Below are 23,428 nucleotides of genomic sequence, written 5' to 3' on the forward strand. Positions count from 1 at the left end.
TATATTATTGGCTATTACAACCGACTGAGACCGCATTCATACAACGGTGGTTTAACGCCGAATGAATCGGAGAAGCGTTACTGGAATAGCTACAACGGTGTGGCCAAAATGACTTGACCACTACAGGCGATTCAAATTGCGGCCGATCCAGAGCATGAGAGTAATGCTAAAATCGCTATAGCTGAGGCTTTCATAAAATTTCATCCTTGAAGTTATCACCTGAAACGTAAGACAATACTCGTCGGAAAATCAATATAAATCAGATTACTAAGGAAAGTGCCAATGCGTTTTGCAATTATTCTGCTCTCTTTACTGGCTGCTCAGGCCTCAGCTTTTGAGTTCGCTGGATTCAAAAGCGGCTCAAGTGAAGAAGAGGTACAGGCCAAACTCGAAGCGATGGGTGCATCGAACTACAGCATTCAAACTTCATCGATTATGCCCAGTAGCCTCAAAAGCATCGACTTCAAACCTTCAGTAAGAACCTTTTTCGATCACAATGACCATCTTTACAAGATGGAATTGCAATACTCAAAAAATGATTTTGAAAATCAATTTGGTGATAATGCTGACCTCCAAATGTTTGCCGATGCGTTTGTCACTAAATACGGCGATGCCGAAATTAGCTCCAACAATCGTAAAATCACAGTAACACTTGAAGACAAGAAACTCGCTGAAGCGTTCTACAATCACAAAGTAAATGAGATGGCTGAAAAGCTTTAAGTTACACGAACGGGCAGAATATACCTCTGTTCCTTAACTGTACTAGCTGAGACCTGATCTGACAGTTACCCGGTGGGACCAAGACATATTTAATGAAGCCTCCGTGTACTTTGCAGGGAAGTCAAAGATGTGTACGCGCTCATACATGATTTTGAGCACCTTACTCTACTTTGTTGAGATGATGGTACATGCTGAAGACTGCAGTAAGCAGTTAATCTGTCAATAATGGCGGCGAAGTGGCGCTCATAGAAGACTGACAAATTAGATAATAACGACAATAGTTAGGAGTTGCATTTTTGAAAGGGACAATTAAAAGTTTTCGCCATGATAAAGGCTATGGATTTGTTCGCGCTGAATGCGGGGAGGAGTATTTCTTTCACATCTCGGGGTACTCAGGTGATCACGCATTTTTGAATTCGGGTGAGGCTGTAACTTTTTCCTTAGATAAAGATAATGAAGGCCGGTTCAGAGCTGTTCAGATGATGACTGAACGTGCGGATGTTCCAAAAGTTGCGAAAGCCGATAGTGCAACAGGAACTAGTAATGGCCTGCCATATTGTAAAAGCTGCAAGAAGAGCGTAATGCCTCGGATGGGGTTTTACAAAGGTAAACCCTATAAAGGCTACTGTCCTTACTGCGCTTCAACAGTGAAACATTATTTTATGGCAAAGCTTGGTTATTGGGTGTGGGGAGTTGTATTACTTTTGGGAGTAACGATGTTGATCGCGACATCTTGAATTGAAAGCCGGGCTGTTACCTTATCTGAATTTTAATTTGTAGTGACTCATATCCGATCTGACACATGATGAGAAAGTTTCCATTTGGCCGTACTGGCAGCAATGAGCGATAACCAGACCGTCACCACCGCGAAGGCGGTGGTCTCTTCAAGACAATCAACGGACGTTCTACGCCCGCATAAGGGGCAGTAGAAGAAGCCACTAACCCAATAAAACTATACTGCATTACAAATACAATACTATTTACGCCTACCGACACCGAATCCAGCAACAATATTGGAGTAATAGCTCCCAAAGCCAACCCCAAAATTGCGAATAACAAGCCACTTCGCCATTTTTAAAGGTTTAACTTCGAACGAATATAAATTAGCGGATAGGCAAGAGCCACAGACCAAATAAATGCTACAGGAAAAGCAAACAAGCCAAATAATATTGAAGCCCCAGAATAATCGGGGAGTGCAATAGTTATCAACGCCAATGCGAAAATTAAACTTGCATAAAAGCTTGCGATTAAGCAGTGCTTAAAATTAACTCCCTAGCAATATATAATTTAAATTATGTGGACTCTAAAAACCGCATATTAATTTTTAGGTTTTAACAACAGACGCACCCACTACTGCCGTATACGCAGTGCCTAACACCATTACGAGTACAGCATGAACAACATCTCATTATATTTAAAGATTCATCAACGTATTGTGGTATGACAGTTACTGCACCTTCACAAAGTAACACCGATAAAGATTTTAATTTTGAGGCATCACCAACTTGGCCACTCACATCTAGTTCAGGTATTTCAATTTTGACTTTATCGTCATTGAGGCTCAATAAATTTGCTTTTATAGAAACAGCTTTATCTCCCCCTTTTAATTGCGCTCCAGAAACCTCTATGTCATCAACACCATCACATACACTAATGAAAACCTTTACATCATCCATTTTTATCTCCTTGATTTAGATATATTTTTTACAGCATACTTACTTCCAACCACTAGTACTCATTACTACCACTTAAACGAAATCTATATTTAAATGATGCGGACTCTAAGAACCGCATATTAATTTTTATCATACCGGAACATTTCCCGCTATCCTTTGCCGTGACTGCGCTGGCATCACTTTTAATATTTTGTGAACCTATTTATATGCGAACAACTGTTCGCATATAAATAAATCACTATTGGCATAAAACAGCTTCACGCTGCCAAGTCATACGCTTAGGCGTTCGCAATACTGGTGAGTGAAAAATAAAGCGAATTGATGCTTTCAGCGATTCCCTCAGCGCCAGCAATACGTACGGAGCAGCCTAACAGCGTCAGAGCCTTCTTGAGACAAACAGCAGAGCGTCAGGGGGGGATATCGGACTTCCTAGTTGTGCCATTAGCAGTCGTTGGGTGCTTCTAATGGAAAGACCAAAAAGGAATAAAGTGGATCTGATCCATTTTATTTTCAGTTATCGAAAATTTTACTTTTACATATGACTCTGCACCGAGTGCCCACATTTTCTGCATTTAGTTGTAGGATTACCAACTTCAAAACCTGAACAATTGCATTTATTGCATTTAGAACCTCTCTCTATAGCTAAGGAAATACTTTGTTCTAGTTCCTTAGCTCGATCATCAGACAAGTTCATTTCTTTAATATCTTTATCAGATAAATATTTGTATTTCATAGTTACAATTCCTTATATTTTTTCAAAGTTTTCTCAACTAGCTCAATTCTATTGGTAGCCAAAAAAATTATCCCTATTTCATTAACGGATATAGTAGTTGGCTCATTTAATTGAAACTGCTCTTTTATATAATCCACGCTAAAGTAGCCACTAGCTGAATTGCAATCATTATTTATAGGATCTGCCGAGCAGAACTTCAATCTCAATGAAACTAAAAGAACCCCTGAGTCATCATCGTAGACACAACTTTTTCGCTTAAATATACCATCAGCTATTTTTTTAGGGTGCTTTTTTCCCTGCTCATGGAAGTCGAGCCTTGATATCGATGAATGAATATCTGAATCACCAACAAATGTGCCTTCTGATACACGTAGCGCAGACGAGTATTCATAATTTTCTTTGAAAGTTACAATCCAAATTTTACTTATTGATTGTCCCTTGTTGATGTTTTTATCTTCATCGCAATTTGTTTTCTCAAATAACTCTAACGTCGATTGAGATGGGAATCTAATATCTGGTTCTTTGATTGAAGGAGAGTTCGCAAAAACGAGGTTGTTATAGAAAAGCAGTAATAAAAACAAAAAGCGAGTAATAATAATCACAGTGCTCCCTCACAAAGTTTATATTAAGCTTTTGCCGCTAGGTACTATAACCTAATAGATAGTTTAAAATTTCGGATTGTCAAGAGTATAAGAAAAATACAAGCTGTATTCACCCCCTGCTCTACAGCTATCTTATAGACTAGCTCAGTTTGTTGAATTTTGAATAAATGGGGTCAGATCCACTTTAAATACCATAGTGCGGAGTACTAATCATTTAAAGAAAGGGTTGAGTAAACTAAATTTCCACTTCTTGGCTTCAGCAGAGCATCACCATTAAGGTGTTGACGATCCGCTATTCGCTCAATTTAACAGTTCACTCTGAAAATTCCTGAACGGCTGAAATACGTACTAAGGAGACCCTCGCCTGCGCGAGGGTGACGAACTGAGTTTGGTAAGCTTCAGACGTCATCGTTTGAAAGCGAAGAACGTCTTAATATGTCCATTAATTAACTAAAAACGTGCGATAAACGCCTACGGCCGGAGGCGTGATTAGCGTTCAGTCAGCCATGCTGGCTGAGTAAAAATCCGTTACAGCTTAGAAGGCATCACCGGGGACACGCACATGTCCTTCCATCAGTACCCGCGCTGAACGGCTCATCACCGCTTCTTCAATATGCCAGCGGCCATCAATCAGCTCTGCTTTGGCGCCAACCTGAAGGGTGCCCGACGGGTGACCGAATGTCACAGCACTGCGATCCTTGCCGCCAGCGGCGCGGTTTACCAGCGTATCAGGAATGGCAGCCGCCGCTGCAATAGCCACGGCGGCGGTGCCCATCATGGCATGATGCAGCTTGCCCATGGACATGGCGCGAACCAATACATCAATGTCATTGCCCAGCACATCCTTACCGCTTGAGGCCTTGTAATCGCGGGGCGGCGCGACCATTGCTACTTTCGGTGTATGCTGACGTGCGGCGGCTTCACCCACATCGCTGATAAGTCCCATCTTCACCGCCCCGTAGGCGCGGATAGCCTCAAACCGGGCCAGGGCGTCCGGGTCGCTGTTGATATCGTCCTGCAGTTCAGTACCGGTATAGCCGATGTCGGCGGCATCGATAAAAATAGTGGGGATGCCGGCATTGATCATGGTGGCGTCAAGGGTGCCAACACCGGGCACATCCAGCTTGTCGATAAGTCGACCGGTAGGGAAGATGGCACCTTCGCCGTCGGCCGGATCCTTAAACGCAATTTTTACTTCGGCGGCCGGGAAGGTGACGCCGTCCAGTTCAAAGTCACCGGTTTCCTGTACTTCACCATTGGTCATGGGCACATGGGCAATAATCGCTTTGCTGATATTTACCTGCCAGATGCGCACTTCGGCAATGCCGTTTTCCGGCAACCGGCTTTTATCCACCATGCCCTGACTGATAGCGAACGCGCCCACTGCGGCGGTCAGATTGCCACAGTTGCCGCTCCAGTCGATAAAGGGCTTATCAATAGCGACCTGACCAAACAGATAATCGACGTCGTACCCGTCCCGCTCGCTGCGATTCAGGATCACAGTTTTACTGGTGCTGGAGGTGGCACCACCCATGCCGTCGGTCTGTTTTCCATACGGGTCCGGGCTGCCAATCACACGCAGTAACAACGCGTCCCGGGCTGCGCCGGGTGTCTTCGCAGATTCTGGCAAATCGTTTAAATTGAAAAACACACCTTTACTGGTGCCGCCGCGCATGTAGGTCGCGGGTACTTTAATTTGTGGTGCATGCTGTGTCATATCTGTTTTGGTCCTATCAGATTCAATATTCTCTTTAATGTTGCTACCAACGGCAGCGATAGGGAGAGGGCGGTTTTCACTCTCCGGGCCCTCTGCCGCAGGGAGGCGGCAGCGTAGCGCCCAGGGATAGGTCCACCGCGTGCCCGGAAGGGGAAAGCGCCCCCTCCCAGCTCACTGCGAAGTGCCCACTGCAATCAGGCGTCAGCCGCTTCCTCGGCTTCCAGAAAGTCCTTGGCAAAACGTTGCAGTACGCCGCCCGCTTCGTAAATGGATACCTCTTCGCCAGTATCCAGTCGACAGGTGACCGGTACGTCCATGGTCTCGCCATTTTGCCGTGTCACTTTCAGGGTCAGGGTGGCGCCGGCCTGCGGCTCGCCTTCTACGTCGTAGGTTTCGGTGCCGTCCAATTCCAGCGTTTTACGGGTAGTGCCGGGTTTAAACTCCAGCGGCAGTACACCCATTCCAATCAGGTTGGTACGGTGAATACGCTCGAAACCTTCGGCGACAATCACTTCCACGCCGGCCAGACGCACGCCCTTGGCTGCCCAGTCGCGAGACGAGCCCTGCCCGTAATCGGCACCGGCAACAATGATCAGCGGCTGCTTGCGCTGCATGTAGGTTTCGATGGCTTCCCACATCCGTACCACTTCACCTTCGGGCTCAACACGGGCCAGTGAGCCCTGTTTAACCTCGCCGTTCTCTGTCACCATTTCGTTAAACACTTTGGGGTTCGCGAGGGTGGCGCGCTGCGCGGTAAGGTGGTCACCACGGTGAGTGGCATACGAGTTAAAGTCTTCCTCTGGCACACCCATTGTGGTCAGGTACTCGCCGGCCGCACTGCTGGCCAGAATGGCGTTAGAAGGTGACAGGTGGTCGGTAGTGATATTGTCCCCTAAAATTGCCAGCGGACGCATGCCTTTCATGGTGCGCGGCGCATCCATGGCACCCTCCCAGTAAGGCGGACGTCGAATATAGGTACTCATTTCACGCCAGTCATACAGTGGGTTGATATTACTGCCGTCATCCACCTTCAAATCGAACATTGGCTCGTACACTTTGCGGAAGTGCTCGGGCTTCACATGTTCGGCGATCATGGCATCGATTTCCTCATCGCTGGGCCATAAGTCTTTTAAGGTGACCGGGTTGCCGTCGTGATCGGTGCCCAGTACGTCTTTTTCGATATCAAAGCGAATGGTACCGGCAATCGCGTAGGCGACGACCAGCGCCGGTGAGGCCAGAAAGGCCTGCTTGGCGTAAGGGTGGATGCGTCCGTCAAAGTTACGGTTACCGCTTAACACCGCCGTGGAATATAAATCGCGGTCGATAATTTCCTGCTGAATTTTTGGATCCAGCGCGCCACTCATGCCGTTACAGGTGGTGCAGGCGAAGGCCACCACACCAAAACCTAAAGTCTCCAGTTCGGACAGCAGGTTCGACTCTTCCAGATACAGTTTAACGGCTTTGGAGCCTGGGGCCAGTGAGGATTTCACCCAGGGCTTGCGCATCAGGCCTTTTTCGTTGGCTTTTTTAGCCAGCAGTCCGGCGGCAATCACGTTGCGCGGGTTACTGGTGTTGGTGCAACTGGTAATGGCGGCGATGATGACCGCGCCGTCGGGCAGTTTGCCGTCTTCCTCCTGCCAGTCGCCTGCAATACCGCGATTGGCCAGCTCTGTAGTCGGTAAACGGGCATGCGGGTTAGAAGGTCCGGCCATGGTACGTTCAACCGCAGACAAGTCAAATTGCAGGGTGCGTTCGTATTCTGCTGACTTCAGTGAGTCAGCCCACAGACCGGTATGTTTGGCGTAGTTTTCAACCAGTTCAATCTGCTTTTCTTCACGGCCAGTGAGTTTAAGGTAATCAATGGTCTGTTCATCAATGTAGAACATCGCCGCGCTGGCACCGTACTCCGGTGTCATATTCGAGATGGTGGCACGGTCGCCTAACGTCAGGTGTGACGCGCCTTCGCCATAAAATTCGAGGTACGCCGAGACAACACGTTCTTTACGTAAAAACTCAGTCAGTGCCAGTACGATATCGGTGGCGGTAATCCCCGGTTGTGGCTTACCGGTCAGTTCAACGCCCACAATGTCAGGCAAACGCATGTAAGACGCACGTCCCAGCATCACACTTTCGGCTTCCAGACCGCCAACACCCAGTGCTATCACACCCAGCGCATCCACGTGCGGCGTGTGGCTGTCGGTGCCGACCAGAGTGTCGGGGAAGGCTACGCCGTCGCGGGCATGGATCACCGGTGACATACGTTCTAAGTTTATCTGGTGCATGATGCCGTTACCCGGCGGGATCACATCCACGTTTTTAAACGCGGTTTTGGTCCAGTTGATAAAGTGAAAGCGGTCGTCATTACGGCGGTCTTCAATGGCGCGGTTTTTCTCAAAGGCATCTTTTTCAAACCCGGCATGCTCTACCGCCAGTGAGTGGTCAACAATCAGCTGCGTGGGGACCACCGGATTGACCTTGGCGGGATCGCCGCCTTTCTCAGCAATGGCATCGCGCAGACCAGCCAGGTCAACCAGCGCGGTCTGCCCCAGAATGTCATGGCATACTACGCGGGCCGGATACCAGGGAAAATCCCGATCGCGCTTGCGAAAGATATGTTGTTCCAGTGCACCTTTAAGCTGCTCTGGCGGGCAGCGTCTGACCAGGTTCTCGGCCAGCACGCGGGAGGTATAGGGCAGGGTGTCATAGGCACCGGGTTTCATTGTATCCACAGCCTCGCGGGTATCGAAGTAATCTAGGTTACTGCCGGGCAATGGTTTACGGTAATCGAAATTCATTTAGGTCTCCTTGCACGAGGTAGGGTCAGTGCAGCCTGTCTTAGCGTGAAGCAGGCGGGGTAGGCACCCCGCCGAAAAGTCAGATAATCAACGCTCTGAAATGGGTGGAACGCTGCGCAGTTCTTCACCGGTATAGTCCGCAGAGGGGCGGATGATACGGTTGTCGGCACGTTGTTCCATCACGTGTGCGGCCCAGCCGGTCAGACGCGACATCACGAAAATTGGGGTAAACAGCTTGGTGGGAATACCCATGAAGTTATACGCGGAGGCATGGAAGAAATCGGCATTACAGAACAGTTTTTTCTCGCGCCACATGACTTCTTCACAACGCACAGATACCGGGTATAACACCTCATCGCCAACATCTTTGGCGAGTTTTTCAGACCACTGTTTGATAATTTCATTACGGGGATCAGAGTCTGAATACACAGCATGACCAAAGCCCATGATCTTCTCTTTACGCTCCAGCATGCCCATCATTTCCTGCTCGGCGTGATCCGGCGACTCAAATTTCTCAATCATAGCCATGGCCGCTTCATTGGCCCCCCCGTGCAGAGGTCCGCGCAGAGAACCAATGGCACCGGTCACGCACGAATGCATGTCAGACAGGGTCGATGCGCATACCCGCGCCGTGAAGGTAGAGGCATTAAATTCGTGTTCAGCGTACAGGATAAGCGATACATGCATAACCTGTTCGTGCAGTTCACTGGGCTTCTCGCCGTGCAGCAGGTGCAGGAAGTGGCTGCCAATAGAATCGTCGTTGGTTTCAACATCGACACGCACGCCGTCGTGGCTGAAGCGGTACCAGTAGCAAATAATACTCGGGAAGCAGGCCAGCATGCGGTCGGTGGCATCCTGTTGTTCAGAAAAGTCTTCTTCGGTTTCCAGGTTACCCAGCATTGAGCAGCCGGTACGCAGAACATCCATGGGATGCGCGTCTTTAGGAATGCGCTCAAGCACTTCTTTAAGCGCATCTGGCAGCCCCCGCAGTGAACGCAGCTTTTCTTTGTAGCTGTCCAGTTCGGCCTGGGTGGGCAGCTTACCTTTTAAAATAAGGTGCGCGACTTCTTCAAACTCACAGTTATTCGCCAGATCTTTAACATCATAGCCACGGTACGTCAGGCCCGAGCCTGATTTACCGACGGTTGATAGGGCTGTTTTACCGGCTACCTGGCCGCGCAGTCCGGCTCCACCAAGTTGTTTTGCCATGTGATTGTCTCCTGAATACGTTAAAAAGTAGGGTTGTTCGACTTAGTCTTTGTTTTTACTGAATAATTCATCGAGTTTTTGTTCGTACTCGTGATAACCAAGGTAATCGTACAGTTCCATGCGGGTTTGCATCATATCGACTACTGCCGTTTGATCGCCGTTGTCCAATATAGACTGATACACGGTTTCTGCCGCCTTGTTCATGGCGCGGAATGCACTTAACGGATAAAGCACCATGTCTGCGCCCCATTCGCCAAGCTGCTGTTTGTTCCAAAGTTCCGTTTTTCCAAACTCGGTAATGTTAGCCAGAATGGGTACATCCAGTGCTTCACGGAACGCACGGTAGTGTTCTTCGGTTTGCACTGCCTCGGCGAAGATCCCGTCAGCTCCGGCTTCTACATAGGCTTTGGCGCGCGCGATGGCGGCATCCAGTCCTTCAATACCAAAAGCATCGGTGCGGGCCATGATAAAGAAATCAGGACCGGTGCGGGCATCCACCGCCGCTTTGATGCGATCAACCATTTCATCAACTGACACCACTTCTTTGTTGGGGCGGTGACCACACCGCTTCTGCGCCACCTGATCTTCCATATGAACCGCTGCAGCACCGGCTTTCTCCATGTCTCTGACGGTTTTGGCAATGTTAAATGCGCCACCCCAGCCTGTATCGATGTCAACCAGTAACGGCAGGTCGCAGGCACTGGTGATACGCTGCACATCAGCAATAACATCGTTCAGCGAGGTCATGCCCAGATCAGGCAGGCCATACGAGGCATTGGCCACGCCGCCGCCAGACAGGTAGATCGCCTGATGACCGATGGATTTCGCCATGATCGCGGTATAGGCGTTAATGGTGCCTACGATTTGCAACGGTTTGTTGTTCGCTAACGCGTTTCTGAATTTCTTTCCTGCACTCATAATCAATGCCCTTATAGTGGTTTAAGGAGAAGGTGAACGAAGCTTGGCTTCGATATTATTTTTTGAATAAAGAATATGGCGGCGCATCAGGATTTCTGCGAGTTCCTCATCGCGATTCGCGATGGCATGCACAATGTTGCGGTGTTCGTCATAGGCACGGGTGACCCGCGGACCAGCCATGCCCAGTTGCACCCGGTACATGCGTACCAGATGGTACAGACCGTCAATCAGCACACTGATGAGATGGGCGTTTTTGCTGCCCAGCACGATACGATAGTGAAAATCTACGTCACCGGCTTCCTGATAGTAAGACTGACCGTCTTTGACTTTATTAAAATGGCTGTCGATAAGGCCCTGCAGTGAGGCAATTTCCTCATCCTGCATATTACGCGCAGCGAGCCGGGCGGCCATACCTTCCAGTGCTTCGCGTACCTGATAAAGCTGGATCAGTCCGTCCGGTGACAGGTCGACAACCCTTGCGCCGACGTTGGCACGACGTTCCACAAGATGACAACTGGCCAGACGGTTAATTGCTTCGCGGATAACCGCACGGCTGACCTCATACCTTGTCGACAATTCGGTTTCGCTTAGCTTGCTGCCAGACGCAATCAGTCCTTCAACGATATCTTTACGCAGCTGAAAGAACGTCTTATCTGCGTTGGTGACGGGTTGTTCTATACCGAGACTCATAGCCATTGAAGTGATGATTGTTGATTTAGATGTCGACAATATAGTGGTGGAATAGCGCTTCGTCAAATAAAAGACAGCTATATTGTCGACAACTGAGGCTGATGAGGCCAATGTCTTATGCAGTTGCTGCGGGAAGCGACGAGCGTGACGCTCCCTGTTTTCGGTGGCGGTTGCACCGTCGCCGCAAACCTAATAGCCCGCGATAGTGACCTCTTTACGCACCTTGACCGGAATATTGAGGCTATCCCAGGCCATATCGATGGCGGGGATCTCAATATCATGGTTGGCCAGTGCCCAGCTGGCATAGCGGTTATTCAGTTTACGGTATCGCAAACGTCCAGTGACCGTTAACGGAGTCTTCGCCCAGGCCGGTACACGGAACTCATAAGTGACAATATCAGACTCTCCGGCGGGAATAACGCGTTTGAAAGACTCACCAATACGGTTAAATAAATCATGCTTCCATACCAGCTTGCCTTGCCGGTCAACCGGCAGCGAGCGATAAAAATAGGCGCTGGGATCAACATCTCCGCCAGGCTGAATTTCACCGCTCACATACACCCTGGCACCGCTTGCGTCGGTCACCGTCAGCTCTACCCAGGCTTCGTTGATGTCGATAGTGCCGCCGGGAAAGTTATGGCCAACTCCCTGATTGGTGACAACTAGCTGGATACGGGCCAGTTCACCCAGGTAATAGAAGTATGGCGTTTCGGTGCGATCACGAATAGCTTCATCCAGAAATTGCAGGTTTTGTACCGCATCGCTGCGGTGAGGCGGTTCAATTTGCAGTCGCATTTTGTTGGTCTGCAAAAAAGCTTTGGTTGCCTCGAAGTGCTCGGTATCACCGCGCAACAAAGGTAAAAACGTCGCAGCACCAGGAAAATGGTGCGATCGCACCTGACCGTCCTTGTCCGCAGACGGATCATTAAGCGCCATCAGCGGCATATGGCAGTCCTGGCAACGGGTGTACTCAGCACTGGCAAAGTTTTCCTGATGATGCTGAGAGAACGGACCCTGCAGCCAGGCACCGTACTCATCCTGCATTTTTACCCAGCCCCAGTTGTTCATGTCGGCATCCATAAACTGTGTATGGCAACTGGCACAAACCTTAGGATCTTTGAGAATATCGTGCATCATATCGGCCTTGTGCTGGTCTGGTTTCACTTTGATCAGGCGCTGATTCAGTGCTACCAGTAGCGGATTGTCACTGTGTTCAAAAAGATAATGGCGGGCGGGAGTAAACTCGTAACTGGCCACCCCTTTGATGTGCGGCAGGTTTTTTATCCCGTGGCAACTCATGCACGAGACGCCCTGCTGATTCGACAACGTACCAGAAATTCCCCCGTGTTCGCCGCCCGGTGTCAGCTCGCCGCTGAGCAGTGCGACAGGCGCATGGCAGCCTTCACAGTACCGGGCCGCCGCAATTCCCTTATTCTCTACCAGCAGGGTAATATTTTTTACGTAGGCAGGGTCGGATGCGGCCTGCTGATGCATGGATGAAACCCACTGCTTGCCAACATCGGCATGGCAGGCCATACATTCAAAGGAATTACCCAACTGCTCAGGAGGCACAAACTTTCCATGCACGGTTTCCGTCTGACTGGGTCTGAACGGATGCGGCCCGTAGGCCTGCTGATAGGAGGCAACAACACCGTCGCTGGCCTGCGGCTGCAGGTTGCCCGGGTAAAACAGGGTAAGCAGCACCAGTACCGCGATGAAGCTCACGTTGTACAGGGAGATCCTGATGAGCATGGGTTTGGTGACACTGGGCAGCGCCCCGTAGGGCCCTTTTTTTCGCTTTTCCGGCAGATAACGAATATGCCAGTAAATATGCAGAATAAGGGCAGTCAGGAAACTAAAGGTAAAAAACAGGTGCGCATCAACAACCCAGCGCAGCGCTTCAGACTGACCTGCAACTAACAGGTGCCAGCCGCTCAGTGCACCGCCCAGATACAGGAAAAACAGTACCAGGCCGCTGGCGAGTAATCCGGCCCGCCGAAATCCCAGTGTGCGCCTGAAGTGAACCAGAAAGTAGGGCAGGGCTAACAGACTAAACGCCAGGCCACTGAACAGGTGGGCCAGTATATTCCACTGCTGCCATACGCTGTGTGAACTGAAAAAAAGAATAATGACGCCGCTGAATGTCGCCAGCAGCAGGAAAATATTCATGCCGACAGACAGTTGGCGGTCACTGCGCAGTAGCGTATCGAGCGGCGTATTCATGTGTTATCTCCCATCAGTGAGAGCAGTTGATGGTCTGGCAGTTCCATTAATTGCGCTGCTTTAAGGCGGGTATAACGGCTGTTGCCGGTGTCATTAAACACCTCAGACTGAATCGCGCGCAGGGAATCGGAAGCCAGTGGTGTGGGCAGGGCAAGTAACATATCGACGATATCACTGCCTTTGAGGTTCTCTGCATACAAAGGAATAAATTGCTCTGCAATACTCATCTCTCGGGACGCTGCCAGCTGTAAAAGGGCTTGCTTACTGGCCCAGCTCTGAGACTCGCTGTTCATGAGCTGGTTAAATATCATGCGCACTTTGATTCGAGAACTGGCAGACAGCGCATCGACGGTATCGGCATATATCCAGCGAAGCAGGGCAATGTGTGCATCGTCTGGCGTGTTATCCAGTGCTGACTGCATTCTGTTTGTGTACGGAATACCCGCATGGGTAAGGGCATTGAACAGCGGTGCGGCGAGGGGGACCAGGTTTCGGTCCAAAAGGTGTGCAACGGCCAGTGGTCGGTACTCAGCTTTAAGCAAGCTCACCGCACGGACGAGTTCTTCACTGTCGTTAGCGTCTCGCGCCCATGCCTGAGCAAGCGCCTGCACGGTCGCCCGGGACAGCGGCAGAGAGTGGGGGAAGGCCTTTAACAGCGACAGCCGTGCAGGGGCATTCCAGGCCAGTAACTCGGCTTCATAGTCAGGACGTTGTGCAGGGGAGGCCAGCGTAAGCGCAATACCCAGTCGCTTGAGCCTGATGGTATCGGATAATGTTTCAGGCACTTGCGTGACGACCGGTAACAGGTGGTTGTCCTGACTGCGTCCGGCAATGGTCAGCATTGCTGCGATCAACGGCTCATTTCGGGTTGCAAGGATGGTTTCAGCAAGTGTGGAAAAGCGTTGCTTTACCTTGTATTTAGCGATGACCAGCCCATCACTTTCGGTAAACAGATATGAAAAGAGGTTAAGCTGCCTGTGCAGTACTTCAGCGTCGATTGTATTGTCATAGTGTTCAGGAATGTAGCGCTGCGCGAGAAGACTGACATCGGCGTAACTGAGTCGCTCTAATGCTATCAGTGCGGCCGCTTTCGCTCTGCCACCAGAAAGGTGGGGCAATGTAGCAACAAGTTGTCCGGTTGCGGTTGCACTTCTTATCATGCCAAGTGCTCTGATGAGCCCGGTCTGAATATCTTCATCCGTTGTTCGCGCTAGTTTCGCGAGTAAAAAGGGCACAGCACGCTGATGCTCGGCATGCGCCAGCGCATTCATAATACATAGCTGAGCCTGCGGCGCGGCGGTGTCGTTAAGCGCGTGCAGAAGCGGTGCGACAGCAAGGTATTTGCGATGAATGACGGCTTCTTCCTGTTCATAAAAATGTGCCAGCATGCCGGCCGTGGCACACACAATTTCCGGGTCGTCAGACGCCAGAAGCGGAGTGATGCGGGCAATACTGCTTTCCATTTCACGTTGTTTCAGGTGATGCAATGCGGACAGGATCAGCGACCTGCTACTGGATGCGAGCGCATGAAAAAGCAATGTGCTGGTCTGTGGCGTGTTGGCAGGTGTCAGCCGGGCTAGCAATGTCAGGCGAGTGTCGGGGCTGGCGCGCTGCCAGATTCGATCAATGTAATAGGAGGCCAGATCATTGTTTTTTTGCAGTATCGACGCGATTTCGATCAGGGAACGCTGATCAGACGAATCAACCAGTTGCATCAGGGGGTCCTCCCCGGCAGCAATATCTGCACGCTGCGTAGTGCCATTCATGAGGTCGACGCGATGATAACGGTTAATCTCAACAGCGCCCAGGTTGACCGTTTTTTGTTTTGTGGTGATGGCGATATTGTTCACGGACTGGGCCTTTCCAAGACCGATATGCAAACGGCCATCGTCCGTACCAAAAAGGCCCGCCTGGCCGCTGAACCGCCGATATATAACCCGGTCTGGCAGCTCCACGGTAATGGTGGCATCAATCCAGCTAAGCGGCTTTTCCGGGACCAGGCCCAGCCAGTTGCCCGCTGTTTGGGGGACGCTTTTTAAAAGCCGGAAGCCGTCGTTATTATTGCCCTGCAATACTTCAAGCTGGCCGTCATTATCCAGATCCACCCGCAATGCGGTGCGACCCGAATGTGATGGTAATGCCATACTGACGGTTTGCATCGCTGAAAAGTGAGTGTTGTGCTGATTGCTAAAGACCAAATCAGACTGCGCCTGCGATATATTAGGGGCATCTGCATCGGGCATTGCGCCACCAGACGACACGTACACATCCAGGTCGCCGTCATTGTCCCAGTCGCCCGTCGTCATACCCCAGTTGTCAAAGTGAAGATTCGGTTTATCAAACCCGTCCTGATAGGTGGTATCCCGCAACTGGCTGTGCTGGTAACTTAGACTAATGCTGCGTTGTGCCCGTGGCCGGCTGAACAAATAGGATGGTCGTTCGGCGTCGCTGAAATGATCAATCAGCACCGCGCGTGAATCTGTAATATGCAGTTTTCTCAGCGCTTGTTCAGCGACCTTAAAGGTACGTCCCTGTTCGTTCAGATAGACCTGGGCTGGTGATCCAAACCCGTTCAGTACCAAAAGATCCAACCAGCCGTCATCATTAAAATCGTGCCATTGTGATGACAATGTTCTGCCTGCAGCGTCATTAATATCATCTGAGAAAGGGTGTGCTGAAAACGCAAGGTTGCCCTGATTTACCAGTAACAGGTTGGGTACAGCATCATAAAACGCAGGCTGAAAGTCGACATCCGTGACCGACTTATACCCTGACAGGGTTTCGAAGGTTCGAGCCCCTTTATTGTAATCAATGAAACGTGACAAATAGATATCGGCAAGACCGTCCTGATTAAAGTCCGCAATTGCGGCATGGGTCGTCCAGGCGCTAAGGTCTAGTCCGGAAGGTAACGCTACCTGATCGAAATGTCCGGTGCCGTCGTTGCGATATAATTGCACGCCATCGGGACCGGTTAAGACAATATCCTGGTCACGGTCGTTATCCAGATCAGCGATAGCGCACGCGGTGGCTGAGAAATGCTGATCGATCCCCGAGTCGCCGGCCTCTGGCATTAGATAGTGGCCCTGATTATTTTGCAGAATATGGTTGCCGACGACGGTATGCCACCAGGCTTTTTTACCGTAATCCCGGGTAAAGCCGCTGCCCCCCAGAATGACTATGTCCATAAAGCTGTCGCTATTTGTATCGATTATGCAGGCACCTGCAGATAAAGTTTCCTCTATAGACGTGAGGACATGAGAAGACTGGCGGTGTTCAGACCACAGGTTCCAGCGCGCGCTGATATCCCTGAACTGCATGGTGTCTGGGGTAGCTGAAAAGGAACGGGTTGTAACAACAGGCTGGTAAGGCGGCACGGTATCTTCATACGAGGGAGGTGGCCTGCCGCTTAAAAGCAGCCAGCACACTGCTGCCACGATGGCAGAGACGGGGAACCACAGGTATCGCAGCATCATCCTGATTTAAGGTTTTTCAGTGACTCATTGTCTTTTGACTATTGCACAAATTTTGTTCATCGCCAATGCAATTTAGTGATGCAGTCTGTTATTAAGGTACGCATGACACAGATGCTTAGATACTGACGAAAAATTAAACACCGGAGAAATTGCCGGACTGTAAGGTATGAAAGTTGGCTAACTGTTTGAAACAAAAAGCCAGATTTAACGTTTGTTAATAAAATGTTTCAGTGAGGGATTCGGTATCAATCTGAAAAATTGTCAGGTTTCTTTACATTTTTTCTGTTTATGACAGCGTTGAAAAATTAACTTATTGATTTTACGTATTTAAATAATAGCTGGCACAGTTCGTGTAGTGGGCTTTCTGATTGCTAAGACTGGATCACATTGGCAGATTCAGGCAACCGAAGTGGATAATATCATGGTACCAAAAATCATTCGCACGTTAGTCATAACCAGTTTGTTTTTGTTTGCCGCCAGCAGTAAGGCGGTCATTATTGAGTACGATGTCACAGATTTAGGTGGGGGCAGTTACCAGTATGATTACACGGTCATCAATGATGATCTTGTCGCCGGTGTTGAAGAATTTAGTCTCTTTTTTGATTATACGCTGTTTACAAGTTTGTCTTTGGATACCGGCCCAACAGGCTGGTTGACCTACGCATTCAATCCCGATCTCGGCTTGCCTGATGATGGTCTGTATGGGGCCTTTATTGATCTGGCCAGCCCCATTGCTTTGGGCGATATGCTCGGTGGCTTTTCGGTGGTTGCCCAGTATATCGGCGCAGGCATGCCTGGCTCGCAGTTTTTCGAAGTTTATGACATCGGCTTTAATGTCGTGGCTGCAGGCAATACGCAGCGGGCGAATACAGCGGACGTTGCCGAGCCTGGCGCGTTAGCGCTGTTGTTGCTTGGCTTAGCGGGTTTAAGCAGAGCCGTGCGTCGGCGAGTCTGAAACAAATAATCGATAAAAATAAGAGCAGGCACAATAAAGCCTGCTAAATTTATAATTGTTATGTTGACTGGTGTGGCTTACTGAATAAATAAAAAAATGTAAGCCCGCATTACCTTCCGCTTCGGAACCTTGCTGTCGAAGCACAACATATCATCCCTTACCGGCCGACATTCAGGGCCTTGTTGTACACGTTGTAAAAGAAATGCACGCGTAGTTGCCATGGGAGAGCCCGTGGGCGTTGGTGCGTGCGCATACGGTAGGACAATTTCGCAGTTATTAATTGACCAATTACGACACAATGTAACTTGCTTGGGAAGAGTGACATGCGTACTGGAAAATTACTCGTTCTCTCAATGTTCACTGCACTGTCGATGTTACTGGCGATACCCGCCATGGCCGATATCGAGGTAGATGAATTAGAGCAGACGGATTCGAGACGTATCAGCCGGTTTGTGTTTGAGTACGAGTACCTCGTACACATCACCAATACCGATGGGGATGTTGAAAATGTGACCGCTGTCATAACCTCGACCGACCCTAATACGACCATCGTGCAGGGAGAAATGAGCTTCCCGGATTTGTCGGCGGGCGCATCCGCGGTGAGTACCACGACATTCATTCTGCAACATAACCGGCGCTTCCCGTTTAATCCTGATGCGCTGGAATATGATTTTAGTTTTGATGATGTGGTGGTTGTCGGCACTGACAATGATGGGGATGGGGTAACAGTAGAGGCCGGTGATTGTGATGACAACAACCCCGATATCTACCCAGGTGCGACCGAAATTCCAAATAATGGCATTGATGAAGACTGTGTCGACGGCGACCTGATCATACCGCCATCATTCTCTGTGTTGATTACCTCGCCAGAGTCATTGATCACTGTTGGTGCGACCCCTATCGAAATCACCGGCACAGTCAGTGAAAACCAGGATGGGCCAGACAGTAACCAGACCATTCAGAACCTCGATGATGTCAGCCTTACCGTCAATGGTATCGAGGTCGACATTGTGGGCGGCACGTTTACAGCCAGTGTGGCCTTAAATGAAGGACATAACACTATTGTCGCCCGCGGCGTCAGAAACGCCGATCAGGTGACCGATACCATTTCTGTATCACTGGATCAGACCCCCCCGTTTCTCACCGTCGAGTCCCATGAAGATGGCGACGAGGTCTATGAAGACTCAGTCACGATCACCGGACTTATCAACGATATTGTACGTGGCACGGTTGAGCAGCAGCAGGCGAATGTTGAGGTAAACGGTCAGCTAGCCTCTATTTCTAACCGCAGTTACTCGGCATCAATACTGCTGAATGAAGGCGCAAATACGGTCACGGTCAGTGGTACGGATCAGGTGGGCAACTTAAGCTCTATTGAGTTTACACTGAATTATGTGGTGCCTTCTGGTCGTCGTATTGAACAGGTATCCGGGCAGACTCAGGCCGCAGAAATATTTGATGTACTTCCAGAGCCGCTGGTAGTGAACGTACTGGACGATAACCTTGATCCGGTCAGTGACGCCTCGGTGGTATTCCGCGTCATTCAGGGCTCAGGCGTAGTGGGCGTTGGGACTGAGTTCGAAGGGCGTGCCGTAGTCATCGAAACGGATGCCGACGGTATGGCAATGACGGAGTTCAGGCTCGGTGAGCGGGTAGGAACACTGAATCATAAAGTACGCGCCGCGGTTGTCGGTTACGATGATGAAGTCACATTCAGTGCCAGTGGCCTGGGCTTGCCGACCAATAAGCTCAGCGTAAACTCCGGCAATAACCAGCGCGGTGGTGTGGGCCAGGTGTTACCAGAGCCGCTGGTGGTAGTGGCGACTGATGAAGGTGCAAACGTCGTTCAGGGCGCCACCATTGAGTTTACTGTCACCAAGGGGGGCGGCACATTTACTAATGGTGAAACCAAAATTCAGAAAACCACTGACAGTGACGGTCGCGCCACAGCAGAGTTGGTGCTGGGATTCCTGCAGGGGCTGGATGCACAGCGTGTCACCGCAAAAGTCCTGAATAATCCGAATGGACTGGTTCTGACTGCTGGCTTTAGTGCTACCGGGTTTGTTGCCGCCGACCCTGGCGATACCAGCATCGTGGGTGTGGTACTGGACAATCAGGACGAACCCATCCCTGGTGTTACCGTGCGGGTTGATGGAACTACCCGTCAGGGAGTGACAGACGCAGAAGGGCGGTTTGTTGTAGAGCAGGCACCGGTAGGACCCGTGCATTTAATTGTTGACGGCTCAACCGCCAGTGTACCCGGCGAGTTTCCTACACTTGCGTACAATATCGTCACCATTTCCGGTGCCGAAAATCCTCTGTCGTCGCCTGTCTACATGGTAAAACTGAATACCGAAAATGCCGTGTATGCAGGGCCTGAAGATGCGGTACTTGAGCTTAACGACTACCCGGGCTTCAAGCTGGAAATTGCCAAAGATTCTGTCACCTTCCCCGACGGCAGCCGGGAAGGCTATGTGTCAGTGACGGCGGTTAATGCCGAGAAAGTACCAATGGCGCCACCTAACGGTATGCAGCCGCAGTTTATCGTTACGATTCAGCCAACCGGCACTTTATTTGATGCCCCAGCGCGACTGACGCTGCCGAATGTGGATGCGCATAAACCCGGGGCGCAGGTCGAAATGTACTCGTACGATCATGATCTGGAAGAATTTGTCTCGATAGGCCTTGGCACCGTTAGCGAAGATGGATCGGTGGTGCGCTCAAACCCTGGTGTAGGGGTGGTGAAAGCTGGCTGGCACTGTGGTAGTCAGCCTGGTGGCAGTGGCTGTGCGCACAACTGTCCAATTTGTCAGGATTGCGATGGTGATTGTAACTGTGTACCGATTGGCAGCGATCCGCGGGCCAGCGCACAGGATGTGGAAGGTGACTGTAAAACACCGAAGTGTCAGAACGGCAGTGTTACACAGGTGAACGATGACAGTGATGTCCCGCAAACCGGCGATGTTAAAGGCGACTGTAAAATGCCGGGTTGTGAGAACGGCTCACCAAAAGATGTGCCCGACGACAGCGACATTGCTGAGGAAGAGGCCAAGTGTAAGAAGTGTGAAAATGGTGAAACCAAAGCGGACCCCGCGAAAGAAGGCGTGAAATGTGGTGATGGCTCACCTGAGCAGGAATGCCTGATTTGTAAAGAAGGCAGCTGCACACAGCCCGATTGTGACGCAGCGGGCGAACAGGTCTCGCTGACCATTGGCGGTGAAATTGATCCTAAATCAGTACCGGGCCTGGGTAAAATCGTGTCACTGGCAGAAAAAGCCCTTAACGTCCTGCCCGTGAGCTGTACGGTGCCGGCGATTAATGTCAAAGGGTCGTATAAGCGTGGTGAAGACTGCTGTCAGGACTGCTCGAAAGATGACAAAGGCGAATATCATCAGGTAGCGGGTGCAGGTGAAATTACCAGTGACTGTGTACTGGGAAAACGTGCGCCACCGTTGGATATTGACTGGCCGATTACCGCATTTGGCTGGGGTATCCAGGTTGAAATTCAGGGCGAAGCGGAAGTAGGTATTACATTCAAACCTACGTTGTCACTGGAAGCCTCGGGCAAATACAACTTCACTTGTGAAGAAGGATGTGTCCAGGGCGAGGCAAAACTGGCCTTCCCAATATTCGGTGGCGTGTCGGCAAAAATACGCAAGGCCGAAGCAGAAGTGAAGTTTGGCAGTGTGGGTGACTGGGATGTGGTTGAAATTAACGGCCCTGAAATAACCGGTGGTTTGCAGGTTGGCGCGATCTCCGGCTCAGTAAGAGCAGGTTTTGGTGCAGCGCAGGGCTGTGACTCAGCGAACTGTAATGTAACCCTTGGTGACGGAAAACTGGTGTTTACCTTTAAGGGCGGATCTATTCAGCTATTTGATGTTGAGCGACTCACGGTCAACCTCAACGAATATATTAACTGGGAACTGGAAGTTCCATTGTGGGATGGTAAGTCAATCGACTGTAGGTAACAGCAATGAGGTATGAAATGGGTAACAAGTTGCATCTAAAATGGTTACCGGGTAATGGAATAGCGGCAATATTGCTTTTGCTGGCTTCTGCACACACCGGTGCCAGGGAAGTCTTTAGCCTGGTAGATGGAAACGATGGCAATGGCTTATGGCTAAGCGCGCAGGTGTGGCTGAATGATGATGTACCGGATGACGCGGTGGTTAAAAACGCCGTTGTCGCCAACAACCGGTTCGTTGCATTGTCGGACGCCAAACAGGTGAAGCCTGCGATGATTGCCGGTGGCAAAAGTGGCAAGGACCTGGCAAAAACGCCGGCGTTGCTGCCACTTGATGCGACAGATGTCGCCTATAAAGCATTCTGGCGCTGGGGCGACAATGCGTTGCTGGATGTAAGTTATCAGCTACCCAAGCGTCTGATACCGTGGCGCAGTGACTATCAGTGCGGCCAGACGCCGGGTTGTCAGTTACTGACTCAGCCGCAGACGCAGTTTTTTGAGTTAAGTTACTTTCAATACAAACAAAACCAGGCAAAGACCATTGCTCGTTCTGAGTTCACTAAGAAAACGCCATCCCAGTCGGCGTATCACGTGCTTTGGAGCGACCCCGATAACCGACCTGACTACTCGGGCGCAGAGGCTGCGCCCGATTCTTCCGATTTACAATGGACATTAAAGCTCTCTCCTCTCACAGCAACGCTGATCTGGAAACAAGGTGAAATTGTTGTTCAGGGTGATGATGAGAAAAAGCAGGCTCCCGCGATAGTGTCGCTTTTCTCACGCACGGTTAACCGGATGCTGGCGAAGGAACGGTTTGAACGTGGCCTGGCCGAGGAGTCCGGGCCAACCGAGCAATATGTCCAGCCCATCGCAAATAATGGCTACGGCTATTTTGTGCGTTATGTGGATGAAGGAAATGGCAAACAGCAATCGAGACGGCTGGTTTATCAGGAGCAGCTTGTTGAAATGGTAACCAACTGGCAGGAAGTAGATGTCGTTGGCAGTCTTGAACTGGCTAATCGTGGTTTCCTGTTTATTCAGCCTACTGTGCTGGTAGAGCAAGGTGATACCGCCGTACTGCAGAAATCGGCGGTTACCGTATTTGAATATCAACTGGATGGACCGTTAACCATGGAGCTTGGTGTGAAGGCAGACTGGATTGGTGCCTTGCTGTCTAATGACTACTTGTTAGAGGCGATACGGAAACAAAGTTAACGAAGTAACAAAGTAACAAAGTAACAAGTAACAAGTTAACGGGTCAGGATGTGGAGTTGTGGATGACCAATACGGCATTTTGGGGCGGAATATTTTTACTATTGGTGGCGCTGTATTTACTTAAAGGGGCCATCAGGTCGTTACAGCAGTTCGACCAGAGTGCGCACTGGCCAACGGCTAAAGGGCGCATCTTAAACAGTGAGGTAGTGCGGTATAAGGCTACCAGTAGCAGGCATGACTTCTTGGTGAGTTATGTCTACGAGGTGAAGGGTAAAGAGTACAAAAGCAATCGTGCTGCACTCTATACCATTATTCACCAGCGTGATGCCGAAGCACTGTTGGCGCGGTTTAAAGAAGGGACGGATGTTGATGTCTTTTATAACCCAGAGGCGCCGTCAGAAGCGGTATTAGTGACAGGTCACGGGACCAGTAAGAAGTACAGTGAAGTTATCCTGGCGGGTGTTGTTTTAGTAGTTGCTGTTGTCATTACGATATCTGGATTTTACGGCTGGATTGGCTCTTAATCTGATGGACATTT

The 23,428-nt window shown here is 50.1% G+C and carries 15 protein-coding genes; 6 read left to right on the top strand and 9 right to left on the bottom strand.

Translation table 11 applies throughout. The features are described 5' to 3' along the window. Positions 1 to 282 precede the first annotated feature (282 nt). Positions 283 to 720, top strand: coding sequence for a hypothetical protein (locus IE054_RS16915; protein ID WP_189408383.1), 438 nt, complete (start codon positions 283 to 285; stop codon positions 718 to 720). 296 nt (positions 721 to 1,016) lie between these two features. Next, positions 1,017 to 1,457, top strand: a complete 441-nt coding sequence (locus IE054_RS16920) for a cold-shock protein (RefSeq protein WP_189408385.1) — start codon at positions 1,017 to 1,019, stop codon at positions 1,455 to 1,457. A 594-nt stretch (positions 1,458 to 2,051) separates the two neighbouring features. On the opposite strand, the gene IE054_RS16925 is transcribed toward IE054_RS16920, so the two are convergent. From IE054_RS16925 to IE054_RS16965, 9 genes are all read right to left on the bottom strand, one after another. After that, complete coding sequence (locus IE054_RS16925; protein ID WP_189408386.1) at positions 2,052 to 2,396, bottom strand: hypothetical protein; 345 nt, start codon at positions 2,394 to 2,396, stop codon at positions 2,052 to 2,054. Between the two features lie 735 nt (positions 2,397 to 3,131). Further along, positions 3,132 to 3,731, bottom strand: a complete 600-nt coding sequence (locus tag IE054_RS16930; RefSeq protein ID WP_189408388.1) for a hypothetical protein — start codon at positions 3,729 to 3,731, stop codon at positions 3,132 to 3,134. A 535-nt stretch (positions 3,732 to 4,266) separates the two neighbouring features. Then, a complete protein-coding gene (gene prpF / locus IE054_RS16935; RefSeq protein ID WP_189408390.1) occupies positions 4,267 to 5,448 on the bottom strand; it encodes a 2-methylaconitate cis-trans isomerase PrpF in 1,182 nt (393 codons plus the stop codon). Between the two features lie 194 nt (positions 5,449 to 5,642). Further along, positions 5,643 to 8,243 (bottom strand): Fe/S-dependent 2-methylisocitrate dehydratase AcnD, encoded by a 2,601-nt coding sequence (gene acnD / locus IE054_RS16940; RefSeq protein ID WP_189408391.1) that lies wholly within the window; start codon positions 8,241 to 8,243, stop codon positions 5,643 to 5,645. Positions 8,244 to 8,330: 87 nt separating this feature from the next. Beyond that, positions 8,331 to 9,452, bottom strand: coding sequence for a bifunctional 2-methylcitrate synthase/citrate synthase (gene prpC / locus IE054_RS16945; protein WP_189408393.1), 1,122 nt, complete (start codon positions 9,450 to 9,452; stop codon positions 8,331 to 8,333). A 42-nt stretch (positions 9,453 to 9,494) separates the two neighbouring features. Further along, positions 9,495 to 10,370, bottom strand: coding sequence for a methylisocitrate lyase (gene prpB, locus IE054_RS16950; protein ID WP_189408395.1), 876 nt, complete (start codon positions 10,368 to 10,370; stop codon positions 9,495 to 9,497). Between the two features lie 21 nt (positions 10,371 to 10,391). Continuing rightward, positions 10,392 to 11,060 (bottom strand): GntR family transcriptional regulator, encoded by a 669-nt coding sequence (locus IE054_RS16955; protein WP_189408397.1) that lies wholly within the window; start codon positions 11,058 to 11,060, stop codon positions 10,392 to 10,394. 189 nt (positions 11,061 to 11,249) lie between these two features. Next, positions 11,250 to 13,283: a multiheme c-type cytochrome gene (locus IE054_RS16960; RefSeq protein ID WP_189408398.1), complete on the bottom strand. Its 2,034-nt coding sequence runs from the start codon at positions 13,281 to 13,283 to the stop codon at positions 11,250 to 11,252. Further along, positions 13,280 to 16,468: an FG-GAP-like repeat-containing protein gene (locus IE054_RS16965; RefSeq protein WP_189408400.1), complete on the bottom strand. Its 3,189-nt coding sequence runs from the start codon at positions 16,466 to 16,468 to the stop codon at positions 13,280 to 13,282. The genes IE054_RS16960 and IE054_RS16965 overlap by 4 nt, the downstream gene beginning before the upstream one ends. 709 nt (positions 16,469 to 17,177) lie before the next feature. Between IE054_RS16965 and IE054_RS16970 the strand changes: the two genes are divergently transcribed. From IE054_RS16970 to IE054_RS16985, 4 genes are all read left to right on the top strand, one after another. Next, the gene (locus tag IE054_RS16970; RefSeq protein WP_189408402.1) at positions 17,178 to 17,711 is read left to right on the top strand and encodes a hypothetical protein; all 534 of its coding nucleotides are present in this window, start codon (positions 17,178 to 17,180) and stop codon (positions 17,709 to 17,711) included. A 323-nt stretch (positions 17,712 to 18,034) separates the two neighbouring features. Beyond that, positions 18,035 to 21,679, top strand: coding sequence for a carboxypeptidase regulatory-like domain-containing protein (locus IE054_RS16975; RefSeq protein ID WP_189408403.1), 3,645 nt, complete (start codon positions 18,035 to 18,037; stop codon positions 21,677 to 21,679). 17 nt (positions 21,680 to 21,696) lie between these two features. Then, a complete protein-coding gene (locus tag IE054_RS16980; RefSeq protein ID WP_189408405.1) occupies positions 21,697 to 22,890 on the top strand; it encodes a hypothetical protein in 1,194 nt (397 codons plus the stop codon). Between the two features lie 62 nt (positions 22,891 to 22,952). Beyond that, positions 22,953 to 23,414 (top strand): DUF3592 domain-containing protein, encoded by a 462-nt coding sequence (locus tag IE054_RS16985; RefSeq protein ID WP_189408408.1) that lies wholly within the window; start codon positions 22,953 to 22,955, stop codon positions 23,412 to 23,414. Positions 23,415 to 23,428 lie beyond the last annotated feature (14 nt).

The organism is Alteromonas halophila (genome assembly GCF_014651815.1).
In the GTDB taxonomy this organism is placed as follows: domain Bacteria; phylum Pseudomonadota; class Gammaproteobacteria; order Enterobacterales; family Alteromonadaceae; genus Alteromonas; species Alteromonas halophila.

Bases quoted from the DNA above. Each gene is read 5' to 3' on its own strand.
- IE054_RS16915 (WP_189408383.1), top strand. From the start codon at position 283: ATGCGTTTTGCAATTATTCTGCTCTCTTTACTGGCTGCTCAGGCCTCA.
- prpF (WP_189408390.1), bottom strand. From the start codon at position 5,448: ATGACACAGCATGCACCACAAATTAAAGTACCCGCGACCTACATGCGC.
- prpC (WP_189408393.1), bottom strand. From the start codon at position 9,452: ATGGCAAAACAACTTGGTGGAGCCGGACTGCGCGGCCAGGTAGCCGGT.
- IE054_RS16985 (WP_189408408.1), top strand. From the start codon at position 22,953: ATGACCAATACGGCATTTTGGGGCGGAATATTTTTACTATTGGTGGCG.
- prpB (WP_189408395.1), bottom strand. From the start codon at position 10,370: ATGAGTGCAGGAAAGAAATTCAGAAACGCGTTAGCGAACAACAAACCG.
- IE054_RS16960 (WP_189408398.1), bottom strand. From the start codon at position 13,283: ATGAATACGCCGCTCGATACGCTACTGCGCAGTGACCGCCAACTGTCT.
- IE054_RS16955 (WP_189408397.1), bottom strand. From the start codon at position 11,060: ATGAGTCTCGGTATAGAACAACCCGTCACCAACGCAGATAAGACGTTC.
- IE054_RS16970 (WP_189408402.1), top strand. From the start codon at position 17,178: ATGGTACCAAAAATCATTCGCACGTTAGTCATAACCAGTTTGTTTTTG.
- IE054_RS16980 (WP_189408405.1), top strand. From the start codon at position 21,697: ATGGGTAACAAGTTGCATCTAAAATGGTTACCGGGTAATGGAATAGCG.
- acnD (WP_189408391.1), bottom strand. From the start codon at position 8,243: ATGAATTTCGATTACCGTAAACCATTGCCCGGCAGTAACCTAGATTAC.
- IE054_RS16965 (WP_189408400.1), bottom strand. From the start codon at position 16,468: ATGGACATAGTCATTCTGGGGGGCAGCGGCTTTACCCGGGATTACGGT.
- IE054_RS16925 (WP_189408386.1), bottom strand. From the start codon at position 2,396: ATGGATGATGTAAAGGTTTTCATTAGTGTATGTGATGGTGTTGATGAC.
- IE054_RS16975 (WP_189408403.1), top strand. From the start codon at position 18,035: ATGCGTACTGGAAAATTACTCGTTCTCTCAATGTTCACTGCACTGTCG.